At 38.3% G+C, this 13,878-nt stretch carries 13 protein-coding genes; 2 read left to right on the top strand and 11 right to left on the bottom strand.

Annotated features, from left to right (window positions below):
• The first annotated feature begins 14 nt into the window (after positions 1–14).
• Positions 15–2,219, top strand: a complete 2,205-nt coding sequence (nrdJ, locus tag IEU90_RS02095; RefSeq protein WP_153709151.1) for a ribonucleoside-triphosphate reductase, adenosylcobalamin-dependent — start codon at positions 15–17, stop codon at positions 2,217–2,219.
• Positions 2,220–2,284: 65 nt separating this feature from the next.
• Here the strand turns inward: nrdJ and IEU90_RS02090 are convergent, their stop codons facing one another.
• From IEU90_RS02090 to IEU90_RS02080, 3 genes are read right to left on the bottom strand one after another with little or no spacing between them, the layout of a single operon-like run.
• On the bottom strand, positions 2,285–4,114 hold the full coding sequence (locus tag IEU90_RS02090) for an ABC transporter ATP-binding protein (RefSeq protein WP_153709152.1): 1,830 nt from the start codon (positions 4,112–4,114) through the stop codon (positions 2,285–2,287).
• Positions 4,098–5,840: an ABC transporter ATP-binding protein gene (locus tag IEU90_RS02085; RefSeq protein WP_153709153.1), complete on the bottom strand. Its 1,743-nt coding sequence runs from the start codon at positions 5,838–5,840 to the stop codon at positions 4,098–4,100. Before IEU90_RS02085 ends, IEU90_RS02090 begins: the two co-directional genes overlap by 17 nt.
• Positions 5,837–6,295, bottom strand: a complete 459-nt coding sequence (locus tag IEU90_RS02080; protein WP_225431236.1) for a MarR family winged helix-turn-helix transcriptional regulator — start codon at positions 6,293–6,295, stop codon at positions 5,837–5,839. Before IEU90_RS02080 ends, IEU90_RS02085 begins: the two co-directional genes overlap by 4 nt.
• A 284-nt stretch (positions 6,296–6,579) precedes the next feature.
• On the opposite strand from IEU90_RS02080, the gene IEU90_RS02075 reads away from it, so the two are divergent.
• Complete coding sequence (locus tag IEU90_RS02075; protein ID WP_153709517.1) at positions 6,580–7,602, top strand: D-2-hydroxyacid dehydrogenase; 1,023 nt, start codon at positions 6,580–6,582, stop codon at positions 7,600–7,602.
• 162 nt (positions 7,603–7,764) lie between these two features.
• Here the strand turns inward: IEU90_RS02075 and IEU90_RS11245 are convergent, their stop codons facing one another.
• The 8 genes from IEU90_RS11245 to IEU90_RS02035 all read right to left on the bottom strand — a co-directional run bounded on the left by IEU90_RS11245 (position 7,765) and on the right by IEU90_RS02035 (position 13,818).
• Entirely contained in the window at positions 7,765–8,883 is a 1,119-nt protein-coding gene (locus tag IEU90_RS11245; protein WP_225431237.1) for an ATP-binding protein, read from the bottom strand.
• A 154-nt stretch (positions 8,884–9,037) separates the two neighbouring features.
• Positions 9,038–9,577, bottom strand: coding sequence for an ECF transporter S component (locus IEU90_RS02065; RefSeq protein WP_153709155.1), 540 nt, complete (start codon positions 9,575–9,577; stop codon positions 9,038–9,040).
• Positions 9,578–9,582: 5 nt separating this feature from the next.
• Positions 9,583–9,960, bottom strand: a complete 378-nt coding sequence (locus IEU90_RS02060) for a DUF4430 domain-containing protein (RefSeq protein ID WP_153709156.1) — start codon at positions 9,958–9,960, stop codon at positions 9,583–9,585.
• A gap of 134 nt (positions 9,961–10,094) precedes the next feature.
• Positions 10,095–11,147, bottom strand: a complete 1,053-nt coding sequence (cobT, locus tag IEU90_RS02055) for a nicotinate-nucleotide--dimethylbenzimidazole phosphoribosyltransferase (protein WP_153709157.1) — start codon at positions 11,145–11,147, stop codon at positions 10,095–10,097.
• A 1-nt stretch (position 11,148) separates the two neighbouring features.
• The gene (locus tag IEU90_RS02050) at positions 11,149–11,859 is read right to left on the bottom strand and encodes a uroporphyrinogen-III synthase (RefSeq protein WP_153709158.1); all 711 of its coding nucleotides are present in this window, start codon (positions 11,857–11,859) and stop codon (positions 11,149–11,151) included.
• Between the two features lie 11 nt (positions 11,860–11,870).
• Positions 11,871–12,461: a histidine phosphatase family protein gene (locus tag IEU90_RS02045; RefSeq protein WP_153709159.1), complete on the bottom strand. Its 591-nt coding sequence runs from the start codon at positions 12,459–12,461 to the stop codon at positions 11,871–11,873.
• Complete coding sequence (locus IEU90_RS02040; RefSeq protein WP_188357648.1) at positions 12,458–13,219, bottom strand: adenosylcobinamide-GDP ribazoletransferase; 762 nt, start codon at positions 13,217–13,219, stop codon at positions 12,458–12,460. The genes IEU90_RS02045 and IEU90_RS02040 overlap by 4 nt, the downstream gene beginning before the upstream one ends.
• A gap of 8 nt (positions 13,220–13,227) precedes the next feature.
• Positions 13,228–13,818 carry a bifunctional adenosylcobinamide kinase/adenosylcobinamide-phosphate guanylyltransferase gene (locus tag IEU90_RS02035; protein WP_153709161.1) on the bottom strand — a complete coding sequence of 197 codons (591 nt, stop codon included), beginning with the start codon at positions 13,816–13,818 and terminating at the stop codon, positions 13,228–13,230.
• Between the last annotated feature and the right edge of the window lie 60 nt (positions 13,819–13,878).

The following is a 13,878-nucleotide window of genomic DNA, read 5'->3' as shown; positions in this document are numbered from 1 at the left end:
GAGCACTAATTACCATGCAAAAAATCACACTTAAAGAATCATTTATTGATCAAGCTACTAAAAAAATCACACCACATTGGGGCCCGCTCGGCTGGGTTACATATAAACGGACATACGCTCGGTGGCAAGCAGATAAGAATCGCACCGAGGAATGGAAAGAAACTGTTAAACGTGTTATTGAAGGGAACATTAACCTTGATCCCCGCCTTAACGATAACCCATCACAAGCTGTTATTGATGAGTTAACAGCTGAAGCAGAACAGTTATTCAAATTAATCTACGGTCTCGGCGCAACACCATCCGGCCGAAATTTATGGATTTCAGGTACTGATTACCAGAAACGGACCGGTGACTCACTAAACAATTGCTGGTTCATTGCTATTCGTCCCCAAAAATATGGCGATAGTCACATTCAGCCAAGCTACTTAAACAATGAGCAAGTAGCGGTATCAATGCCCTTTGCGTTTCTCTTTGACGAATTAATGAAGGGTGGCGGTGTTGGCTTTTCCGTAACAGACGATAACATTAATCAAATCCCAAGCGTAGATCACAAAATTAACCTATCCATCGTAATTGATAAAAGCAGTGCTTCTTATGATGAATCAATTAGTGCTGGCGCTTACGATCGAAATGATATCAAAAAGCCGCTCCAGGAAAATGAAATTTACTATCAGCTTCCTGATACCCGTGAAGGTTGGGTACTTGCTGTTGCTCAATTAATTGACCTTCACTTTAAAAATACCAACCAAAATAATGTAAATAAGCTTATTTTGGATATGACAAATATCCGTCCGCGTGGTGCTAAAATCCACGGCTTTGGCGGTACTGCTTCTGGCCCTACACCCCTAATTGAAATGCTTCAAGATGTTAACGAGGTGCTTAACGCCAAGGATGGTACTAACCTAAGCGCCGTTGACTGTACCGATATCTGTAATCTAATCGGCAAAGCTGTCATCGCTGGTAACGTTCGTCGTTCAGCTGAACTAGCTCTTGGTTCAGGAAATAACCACCAATTTATTACAATGAAGCAAGACCAAGAAAAACTCCAGCATCACCGGTGGGCATCAAATAACAGTATTAGTATTGATAAGGATTTTGACCACTTCCAAGAGGTCGCTGATTCTATTCAAGAAAATGGTGAACCGGGAATCGTCAATACTAGCCTATCCAAGAATTATGGCCGAATAGCTGATGGCTACCAGGAAAATATCGATGGCGACGTTGAAGGAACTAACCCGTGTGGTGAAATTTCCCTTGCTAACGGTGAGCCTTGTAACCTGTTTGAAGTCTTCCCACTCGTTGCTGAAAAACAAGGTTGGGATCTTAAGGATGCTTTTCGACTTGGTGTTCGGTTTGCAAAGCGAGTTACATTTAGTCACTATGATTGGGAAGTTTCCCGTAAAATGATCCAGAAAAACCGACGCATTGGGATTTCAATGTCAGGGATACAAGATTGGATTTTAAACGACTTTGGCAACCGAGTAGTAACCGGCTTTGTAAAAAATAATGATGGAGTAATGGAACCTGTCTACGACCAACGAGTAATTGACAAGTTCAACACCCTATATCAAGCAGTAATTAACGCCGATAAGGAATACTCCGCTGAATTGAATTGTAATCTGTCAATCAAACATACTACTGTTAAGCCCTCTGGAACAGTAGCAAAATTAGCTGGTGTTTCTGAAGGAATGCACTTCCACTATGCTGGCTACCTTATTCAACGGATTCGTTTTCAGGATACTGATCCGCTGCTTGATGCATTAAAAGAATGCGGCTATCGGATGGAACCTGATATTTATACTGACCATACTATCTGTGTTGAATTCCCAGTTAAGGCAACTAATGCTGAAAACAAAAACTTTGCTTCTGCTGGAAATGTATCAATTGCAGAACAATTCGCTACTCAGGCGTTCTTACAGAAATACTGGTCTGATAATGCCGTTAGCTGTACTATTACCTTCCAAAATAAAGAAGCTACCCAAATTCCGGTACTATTAAAGCAGTACCTTAACGGAATCAAATCTACTTCACTCTTACCTTATTATGGCGGTTCACTAAAACAAGCGCCTAAAGAACCAATCACTAAGGAATTTTTCGTTAAACGACAAGCCGAAATTACTGGTAATGTAATTGATGTATTTAACGCGCAACAACAGGATAAAGCACTTGACCTTGTTGATCAGTCCGACTGTGCTGGTGGTGCATGTCCAATTCGTTAATAATTTTTATCTGAAAAAGCGACTAGAATCAGTCTCCTGATCTAGTCGCTTTTACTAGTCTTAACTTAATTTCCTGCAAATTGGCTGTTATAAAGTGCCGCATAGAATCCTTTTTTATTCATTAACGACTCATGATTACCAGTTTCGATAATTTTTCCATGATTAACAACTACAATTTGATCAGCTTTGCGAATTGTTGATAAGCGGTGTGCAACAACAAAACTAGTTCGTTCCTGTTGCAATGCATTCATTGCTTCTTGAATTAATACCTCTGTCCGTGTATCAACAGAACTCGTAGCTTCATCTAATATCAAGATTTCTGGATCAGCTAGAAATGCCCGGGCAATCGTTAGTAGTTGACGCTGCCCTTGCGAAATATTAGATGCCGATTCATCCAGCACTGTTTGATAACCATCAGGCAATTCACGAATAAACGCGTCAGCCCGTGCCATTTTTGCCGCATGATAAACTTCCTCATCTGATGCATTTTCGTTCCCATACTTAATATTTTCAAAAATTGTCCCCGTAAAGAGCCACGTATCCTGAAGAACAATTGCGATATGTTTCCGCAAATCATCGCGGGTCATAGAGCTAGTATCTTGTCCATCAAGATAAATGTGCCCGCCTTGAGGATCGTAAAAGCGCTCTAAAAGGTTAATGATGGTTGTCTTTCCGGCACCGGTTGGACCAACAATCGCAACCATCTTATCCCGTGGCGCCTTAAGGTTAAAGTCTTGAATAAGCGGTTCATCGGTATAGCTAAATTGAATATCCTTAAATTCAACCTTTGGCAAGTTTGTGCCTGCCAATACCGGCGTCTCTTTAATCTTATCGTCCATTTCCGGCTCATCAAGCACTTCAAAAATCCGTTCAGCAGAAGCAATTGTCTGCTGGATGGTATTACTAAGATTGGCAATTTGCGCAATTGGTTGTGAAAACTGGTTGGTATATTGCAGAAACGCTTGAACATTACCAAGTGTAATTTGGCCGTGGATAACCTGAATTGCACCAACAACTGCAACAACTAAATAGCCGACATTTCGAATAAAGATCATCATCGGCATCATTAGACTAGAAAAGAATTGCGCTTTCCACGCCGATTGATAATATTGATGGTTACGCCGATTAAATTCTTTTTCTTCGTCCTCTTCTTTATTAAACGTCCGGACAATTGTATGAGCAGCATAGGTTTCTTCGACCTGGTCATTGATTTTTCCTAAGGCTGCTTGCTGGCGGCCAAATAATCGTTGTGAAGTAGGTGCAACAAACGCAACAACTAAAATGCTTAGCGGAATCGTCACAAGCGCAATAATGGTTAACTTCCAACTAATGGTTAGCATTAAGATAAAGACCCCAATAACCGTTAATACACTGGTAATAATCTGAATTAGGCTTTGCTGGAGTGTTCCGGCAATATTATCCATATCGTTAACCATTCGACTCATAATATCCCCGTTATTATGGGTATCATAATATTTGATAGGTACCCGTCGCATCTTTTCTTCAAAGTCTTGTCGCAGATTATACACAACACGCTGTGATACCCGGGTCATGATTTGTAATTGCAAGAAACTGAACAAACCGGAAAAAAGGTATAGCAAGATAACATTAATTCCAATCTGCCAAATGCGGTTGAAATTAATGGGAAGCGTGCTTAGGTGTTCTCCTGCTTTTATTTCCGCATATCCTTTTAACATTCCATCATAAATAATAGTAGTGGCTTCACCTAAAATTTTAGGTGCCAAGATTGAGAGGATAACTGAAATAATTGCCAGAAAGATCGATACAATAACACCCACACGCCAAGGCCGTAAGTAAGCAATCAAACGCTTAGTAGTTGGCCAAAAATGCTGTGCTTGTTCAGGTACACGTGGTCCTCTACGCACGATCGACATCCCCTTTCTCAACCTGTGACTGGATTATTTGCTGGTAAGTCTTATTATGGGTCTTTAATTCTTGGTGAGTCCCTTGACCAACTACCCGGCCTTCTTCAAGAACAATAATCTGGTCAGCATCGACAACCGTTGAAATCCGTTGGGCAACAATTACCGTAACCGCCTGCTGAATTTGCGGGTCTTTAGCCAAAGCAACCCGCAATTTAGCATCAGTTTCAAAGTCCAGCGCGGAGAATGAATCATCAAAAATATAAATTGAAGCCGGCTTAATAATCGTCCGCGCAATCGCCAGTCGTTGACGCTGTCCGCCAGAGAAGTTGCTTCCATTTTGCTCTACGACAGCATCTAGTCCGCCCTCTTCACGAACAAAATCTGCTGCTTGTGCAATTTCCAGTGCACGCCATATCTGCTCGTCACTTGCATCTTCATAACCAAATTGAAGATTAGAACGAATTGTCCCGCTAAAGAGAACCGCTTGCTGTTGCGTAATTGAAATAACTTTATGAAGGTCATGCTGACTGAGCTTTTTAATTGGTACTCCGTTAACTTTAATTTCACCACTCTCGACATCAAAAAGACGCGGAATTAAGTTAACTAAAGCTGATTTACCAGAGCCGGTTCCACCGATGATTGCTAAAGTCTGTCCCGCAGTAATTTTAAAGTTCAAATCCTGTAATGCAAGTCTTTCCGCACCGTTAAAGCGGAAGTCAACGTCCTTAAATTCTAGGGATGCTGGTTGATCGATTGAAATCTTCTCCTGGCCTTTTTTAGCTACATCATGGATACTAATTGACTGGTCTAAAACAGCGTTAACCCGCGCAGCAGATGCCGAAGCCCGTGGAACAAAAACAAAAATCATTGAAAGCATCATAAAACTAATCATAATCTGAGTAGCATAGGTCATAAAAGCAATTAAATCACCGACCTGCATATTCATACTTGCCACAAGGTGACCACCAAGTAAGATGATAGCAACATTAGTCATCCCTAAAATCAGCGTTACAACCGGAAATAATGTCGAAACAATCGTAAAAGCCTTGATCCCGGTTTGCGTGTAATCTTCATTAGCAGTTTTAAAACGTTTTTGTTCGCGTTCATCTTGGTGGAAGGCCCGAATAACACGCACTCCTGTGAGCCCTTCACGGAAGATCAGATTAATGCGATCCGTCTTTTTCTGAATACTCTTAAATAATGGCACCGCAAAGTACATCACCATCATTACAATAATCGCTAAGATAGGCAAACTGATAAAGAACACTTTTGTCAGCCGCGGTTCTCGAATATAAGCCAAAACACACGCAGCAACCAGCATAACCGGCGCTTGAAGCATCATCCGCAGCATTTGAACCATTACGTTTTGAATCTGTACAATGTCATTAGTCGAACGCGTAATTAATGAAGAGTCCCCGAATTCATCCATCTCACGATTAGAAAAACGCAAAACTTTATGATAAATTTGACCCCTTAATTTTTCACCAACCCTCATTGATTGGGTGGCCGCAAAGTAAACGTTAAGCCCCGCAGCGAGAAGACCGATTGCTGCGACAATCAGCATCCTAATTCCCTTACTCCAAATCACGTCCATATCTTTTTGGACAATTCCACGATTAACAAGATCTGCAGTAACCGTTGGCAAATATAAATCACAGGAAACTTGAATCAGTAAAAAGAGAACTGCTCCTAAGGTTGCCCATAAAGCTAAATTTTTTCGTGCTATCCGTATCAATTATTTTTCATCTCCTTTTGATGCTGATCAATATATGTATTAAATTGTTTTCGTAATATCGTTAAAGTCGCGACAAACTGATCTATCTCTGCCGGTGTTAACGGAGCAGTCATAAATTCTTGAAAATCACGATGATACTTTTCGTTTTTTTGAAATTGCTCTTTTCCCTTATTGCTTAGGCGAACATAAATCAAACGTTTATCGTTATGGTCACGTTTACGGATAATTAGTTGCTCATGTTCCATTTTTTCAAGAATCTGAGTTAACGATCCCGGTTTTATTTTGGCAAGATTAGCAAGTTGATTCTGATAAACATAATCATTATTTGCCAATAACCACAAAATTTTACCGCGGCCAATAAACGCGCTATGTGCCCGGTGGCTTTGAATAATCCGCTGATGAATCTCATTAGAAAAAGAGAATAATTCCTTTGTTAACTCTTCACTAGTAGCCATTAAATTCTTCCTTTCGTCAACTCGTTTGGTACCTAACTTTCTACATATTACTCTTTTATAAGAATAATGCAAATTAAAATGTAAGTTCATATACTGCTATCCATAATATTACTCACTATTTGACAGCGTTTAACTAGTTATTTATTATGAGCTATAATATAGTTTGTTTAATTTGCATATGGGATTAAGTTCCTTATAAAGAAACGAGGTTATATATTATGGCTAACGTTGATGTAAACCCAGAACTAGTTAAAAAGATTGTCAAACAAGTACTAAATCAATCTATGCAAAATTCTTCCAGCACTAACAAAAAAATTTTTGCGTTCAGCATCCGTAAAGATGAAGAACCTTATGTCAAAGAATGGGCCGAGAACCATCCAGAAGTTGAAGTAGAATATACCAGCGAACTGTTGACTCCTGAAACTGCTAAAAAGGCAAAGGGTGCTGATGGCGTTGTCGTTTATCAACAACTTGATTACACCGCTGATACCCTTCAAGCACTTGCAGATCAAGGCATTACAAAGATGTCATTGCGTAACGTTGGTGTCGATAATATTGATATGAACAAGGTAAAAGAACTAGGATTTGAAATCACTAACGTTCCTGTTTATTCCCCTAACGCAATCGCAGAACACGCTGCTATTCAAACTGCTCGGGTTCTTCGTCAAACTAAAGTATTAGACGAAAAGATTGCTAATGGTGACTTACGCTGGGCACCAACAATTGGTCGTGAAGTCCGTGATCAAACTGTTGGTGTTATCGGTACCGGTCACATTGGACAAGTTTACATGCAAATCATGGAAGGCTTTGGAGCTAAAGTAATCGCTTATGACCCATTTGAAAATCCAGAATTAAAGAAGCAGGGTTACTACGTGGACAGTCTTGATGACCTCTACGCTCAAGCTGATGTAATCTCACTTCACGTTCCAGCAACTAAGGAAAACTTCCACATGATTAACCGGGAATCAATTGCTAAAATGAAAGACAACGTTGTAATTGTTAACTGTTCCCGTGGTGCATTGGTCGATACCGATGCAGTTATTGAAGGCTTAGACAGTGGAAAGATTTTTGGCTTCGTAATGGATACTTATGAAGATGAAGTCGGTATCTTTAATGAGGATTGGCGTGGTAAAGAATTCCCTGACAAGCGCTTGAAGGACTTAATTGATCGCTCAAATGTATTAGTCACCCCTCACACCGCTTTCTACACCACTCACGCTGTCCGTAACATGGTTCTTAAAGCTTTCGATAATAATTTCAAACTAATTAATGGTGAAAAAGCTGACACACCAGTTAAGGTCGGCTAGTATAAATTCTCTAACTATAACTATTAAAAGCCAAAGTAACATTTATTTTGCTACTTTGGCTTTTTGAGTCCCAATTTAGTTAATTATTTAAATATTTGTCTGCTTCACTATCGGTTAGATTATATCGTACCTTAATTTTTGACGAATTTTTATTTTATATAGTTAAAGCAATGGGTCATAGCGAACAGAATTGATATCCTGAGTATCATCAAGATATTCTTTAAATAACGGTAATTTAAATCGCACTTGACCATTACCAGCCGGTGCAATTAAATCTTGTTGAATCATCCGGCGGCGATATTGATTAACATAATTTTGTTGTTGCTTAGCTGTTCGATCGTAATTCATTAGCAAAGCAATTTGTGTAGTTGTCATATTATTAGCTGTCCCTATGAGATATTTTCGATCGTTTTCTGAAAGATTATCAAAAATAATATCATAACTCTGGGTAAATAAATCTTGAATGTAAAGTTGCCTAATTACTTCAAAAGTCTGTTGATTTGGTAATTGTTGACTAAGATTTAGTGCATTCCAAAGTTTGTAACCAAGTAATTGAAAGCCAAACGAATATCCACCTGTAAGTTGTGCCATCTGATGGTTAAGTATTGGTGGAAAGCTAAGGTACCTTTGATACTCTTCTTCAATTAAATTGACATTTAATAAAGTAGTTTGAATATGACGTGCCCGTTTAAGAAAGGTTAATGTTTGATCATGTTCAATTTCATAAATCATTTGCGGTAAACCATCTGCAACTAAATAAAAATTCAAATTATGGCGTTTAAGATTCTGAAGCAATTGAATAAACTCACGAGTATTTTCCTTATGATTAAATTCATCAATAAAAATGACTACTTTTTTATCAAGTTTCGTCAATATTGCCATAAAATTTTCAATATCCTGTGTAGTATAATCTTCACTATTTTTAGCAAGGCTTAGGCCAAAGCCCATAATTGAAATTGATGAGAGTCGGTCAAGCAATGAATAAACCTTAAAAATATTTTTAAGGCCTTGACCAAATGATTGAACCATATGTTGATTATTATCAATTTCTAAAATATAAGTATTATTAAGCTTTTTAATTTCTTGTTCAATTTTAGTTAATAAAGCTGTTTTTCCTGATCCACGCAAACCTGTAATAAAAATTACTCGATTAGGGTCACCGTAATCAATTGCTTGTGCAACTGCCTTTGGACTCTCAAAACCACTCTGATAGTTTGGTAGCATAATATTAGGTGGTGTTCCAAAACTAGGATCAAATGGATTTCTTTGTAAATTATTCATAGCATTTCACCCTCTTTTTACATTCTTTTACATTTTGATTATATTTTACATTTTTTTACACTTTCTATCAAACTACTGATATATCTAATGCCAGATAGAATTAAAGACCAAAGAAATAGAAAATACCTACTACTTTGGTCTTTATCAAAATCATTTATCCTTCTTGCAAATAGTGCTTAAACGCTACCGTTAACGGCTTATATAAAATAAAGTAACAGCCTAAATTTCCTAATGCATGATATAGGTCAAATAGCAATCCACTAAGCCAATAAGCTAAGAAAGCAGCCCAACCACCATAAATTGACATTCCTAAACTAACAAAAAATCCATATTCAAATCCTAGAAAAGTTGCCAATATAAGCTGTAATGTAAAATGCCTTTTTAAGGGTGTTACTTTGACAAGACCAGCCACTGTAAGAACACAAACGACATATGCTAGGATCTGTGGTACGGTCCAAATACCAAAACCTAATAGCAAATTTGACAAGATCATTATCATCATTGCTAATGAAATTCCAAAGCCAACGCCAAGAACTAATGTTGCAATCATTATCAAATCTGTAACAGGTTGAACGTTAGGGATTGGAATTATCTTAAAGACCCGTAAAACAGTCCCTAGTGCTGCCAGCATCGCAATTAGCGTCATTCGTTTGACCTGCATATGCTTACTTACTGGATGAACACGTACTTTCATTTACATCATTCCGCCTTGTCTAACGTAAATTGAACCTTATCTTTATTCTTTAGCGTTTGTTGATTAGCCAGTTTATTAACCTTTTTTCCGTTAACAGTGTACGTCCAATAAATTCCTTTCTTTTGGTTTTCCTTCATTCCATCAATCGACGTAATGAATCCCTTAACTTCTTTAACTTTCCAATTTTTCTTTAAGCCGGTGACAACCTTATCATTCTTTTTTAAGGTTGTTTTTTTAGTCGCAACAATTTTCTTCCCCTGTTTAAGGGTATAGGTAACATTAATTGTACTATTACCCTTTTGATCATTGTTTGTATAGCCTGTTAAAACAACAAATAATAAAAGCATAACTAATAAGCTACTAATTAACTTGATTTTTTTCATCAAATTATCTCCTCATAGAATCACTATTTTCTTATAGTGCAATAAACTACAACTCATATTTCACCAAGCATCAAAGCAAAAGCTAAAATAAATTGTGTACTAATATCTTCTCGTAAATTCAGTAATAATACAGTTTACGGAATAAAATTAAAATCCATTTCCTGCAAAGTATTCATATTATCTAGCACAGATTTTATTCCATCCAACCATGGCAGAATCATCATTGCACCGCTACCTTCACCTACACACATATCAATATCAATGTATGGATTCAGCTTAAGTGCCTCTAATACAATTTGTGATCCATGCTCCTTTGATTTATGAGTTGGAATCATATAATCAGTTATCCCAGGCACAATTAAATTAGCAAGTAACGCTGCGGAATACGAAAGAAAGCCGTCCAACAAAACAGGTTTATGCATCACACCGGCAGCCAAAATTGCACCAGCCATTGCACCAAGTTCATAAGCACCTACTTCACTGAGAATTTCAAGAGCATCGTTAATTTTTCGGTTTGTAAAACCTGCACGAGCTAAACTCCTGTTAATCACATCAATCTTATGCTTCAATCGTTCATCTGAAATATTCGATCCTCTTCCAGCTACTTCTTCACCGGTCTTTCCTAATGCTGCCGCAACTATTGCTGAGGCAGCAGTTGTATTACCCATCCCCAGCTCACCAACTGCAATTACCTGGTTTCCTTCTTCAAACGCCTTAATTCCCATCTCAAAGCCAAATTGAAAAGCCTCCATTGCTTCTTGACGAGTCATTGCCGGTTCAACAAGCATGTCCTTAGTTGAATAACTAATTTTATGTTCTTCCACTAATGGAGATCTTAAATCAGCATTTATTCCTAAATCATAAACCTGAACGGCGCAATCAAATGCTTTAGCCAGAGCTGCGACTGCGGTATGCCCTTTCATCATATTCACTGCCTGTATTGCCGTAATTTTTTGCGGACTCGCTGAAACTCCCTCTTCTACCACACCATTATCTGCCGCAAAGACTAAGCATTTGCGTGGCTTTACGTTAAAGTCAACTGTCCCATAGATTCCAGCTAAGTGATCAGCAAGTTCCTCAAGTCGGCCTAGGCCCTTAACTGGTTTGGCAAGGTTATCCAGTTTAACCTGCATTTGTTTCATTGCGCCTTGTACTAGTGGTCTGTATTTTGTCTCATTATATTTCATTTTATTTATCCTTTTCAGCTTTGTAGATGTCACTCAATGCCTGCTCTAAGACTCCTGTTTTTGTCTCCGGAACCGTTACATCTAGCCCCTTGCGTCTTAAATATTCACCTGTACTTCTACCAAGAGTAAAATAGCTAATCCTTTTATATTCATTGCTATCTACTTTTGTCATCACTTCATACATTCGATCAAAATTAGAAGCACTTGTTACTAACGCCATCGTGATCTTCTGTTTTAAGAAGATTTTTAATCCTTTGCTTTCATGCAATTTATCCCATGTATTACGATAAATTACCACTTTCTCACCAGCAAAATCACCGTAATACTTTAAAGCTTTATCACCAATTAGCCAGCATGTATCCTTAACTGCATCCGCTTTCAAAACAGTAGCCAATGAAGCACGATTTTCTACCGGCGAAATAGTAATCGGATTAGCTACTTTGTTTTCTAAAAGTTTTGCAATTTTCTCACTGAGAACATAGATTGGTGCTGATGTATTTAATGATTTTAATTCGTTAATAAACGTTTTAGCTCCAAACAAGCTAGTGATAACAAGCGCTTTACTAGTCCTTACCCTATTTTGATCTTCTTTCCTTAACTTCACCGGTTCTAATACCCGAAAAGGAAAATAAATAACATCTGTCATCTGTTCTAAACGCATTCGCCAGTAAACAGGAATCTTACGTTTAGGATATGTAATTAAAATTGCCATTGTCGTCACCCCTACAAGTTAAGCTGCCACCTTGATACCTCTCCATTTTTTAGTTCTAAAACACTATAGCAAGACGCCTTAAAATCAAGCGAATAAAAATCTGCTGTCGGGTCAACCAATTCTTGGTATATCAGACGAAGAGAACCAAGGTGGGCTACGATAAAAACTACATCACTTTCCGTAACATGCTCCAATAACCACCGCAAGCCTTGCTGTACTCGAGTCTGAAAGTGATCAAATGGCTCGACTGTTGCTGGTGTATACGTTAACGGTGCCGCCAGCCATTTTTTCCAATCTTCTGGATACCGAGCTTCAATTTCGTCTGCATCTAACCCTTCCCAGTTGCCAAAACCTTTTTCAGCTAAATCAGGAATTATCATTGTCGGAGTTGTCGGAAAGAATGCTTCTGTTGCACTAATTGTTTGCTTTGTTCGCTGAAGATTAGTCTTAACGAATAATGTCGGATGCAGTTTTCTTACCTTTCCTGCTAATTCCCGTGCTTGCCTTTTGCCTTTCTCATCAAGGCTAACATCAGCCGACCCGTAAAATTTTCGCAGGTGGTTATAATTAGTCTCGCCGTGTCGTGCTAAAATCAGTTTCATAATCCAAACCTCAATAAAATAGTAAATGTTATCAAAAAGATCAACGGGGAAAGACTGGCAAATGCTCCTAGTGTATCTCCCGGCGTTCCTCCCAATACTTTTGTCACCTTTCGATGATAGAAAATGGCTACTAATGGGATCATCAAGTAGCTAACTAATCCCTCCCATGAAAAACAAAGGGTAACAATAAAAATTGCAAAAACCTGTGCAACCACTATCCGCCAAGGTTTAATTCCTAACCAGATATTTGAAAGCCCTTTTTTGTTACCGGGATAAACCATTTTATAAAAGAGGAGCGACAAACCTGCCTTAGTTAGCATTGTTAGACAAATTGTCAATAGGATCATATGAATAAGGTTTAAATAATGGCTAATAACAATTCCTAATCCAGTAACTAATGCATAATAATAGAGCAGTGCCAAACTCCCCATTGTCCCTAGCCGACTGTCCTTCATAATTGCAAAAATCTTATCAGACGTTCGGGAAGAGAAAAAGCCATCGGCCGTATCGGCGAGTGCGTCAAGGTGAAAGCCCCCGGTTAATAAGCCATCAGTAATCCAGTATAAAATCCACGCAAACCATAATGGAAAAAGGTAGGTAAAGCCCCAAAAGATTAGCCCTTCAATACATCCTAATAAAAAGCTAAAAAGGGTAATATATTGGATACTCGTTTTGAATTTATTAGTTGCATCATCAACAGGGATGGGAATGTTCAGCTTAGTAAAAAACTGTCCAAATAAAATCAATGCATCTTTCATTTCATCACCTACTTAATTTTCTGGGCTAATCCACTAACAACGAAATAGACGTTATCTGCTTTCTTGGCAATTAGCTGGTTAACCTCACCATATAAATCGCGTAAAATCCGTGTTTGTTTGGTTGCTGGTACTACTCCTAAGCCAACTTCATCGCTAACAATTACCATTGACTGACTATTCTGTTTTTGCGCCATTAAAATTTTTGCCCACTCATCAAGAATCATTTGGCGAATTTTTGCTATTTCAGTCGAAGAAGCTTGCTCTAAATAAGCATCTATTCTTTCTGGCGTTGTTTTAGTTAGCACAAAATCATAAAACAAGTTTGTGACTAGCATTATCGCATCATCAAGTAAGTAGCCATCTAAAGGATTATCTTCAATCGCTTCTGCAATATCTCTATATTGTTCTCGCGTTGTCCAATTAGCTGATCGGCGCTCTTGATGGCGTTTTATTCGTAATTGCATTTCACCGTCCGGATTTTTTACTACACCGGTTGCAATATAGCAAACCTTTTCTTGGCGCGAATATAAACTTTCAGCAAATTCTGACTTACCGCTCTTGGCACCACCTAAGACAAAGGTTAAGTTTTGCTTTCCCATTTTTTCACTTCTTTCAAAAAAGGCCGTGACAATTCCTTGCCACAGCCTTTTAATCTTTTA

The organism is Limosilactobacillus caviae (assembly GCF_014635905.1).
In the GTDB taxonomy this organism is placed as follows: domain Bacteria; phylum Bacillota; class Bacilli; order Lactobacillales; family Lactobacillaceae; genus Limosilactobacillus; species Limosilactobacillus caviae.
The sequence above is the reverse complement of the archived record's forward strand: the minus strand, read 5'-3'. Positions and strand labels throughout refer to the sequence as shown.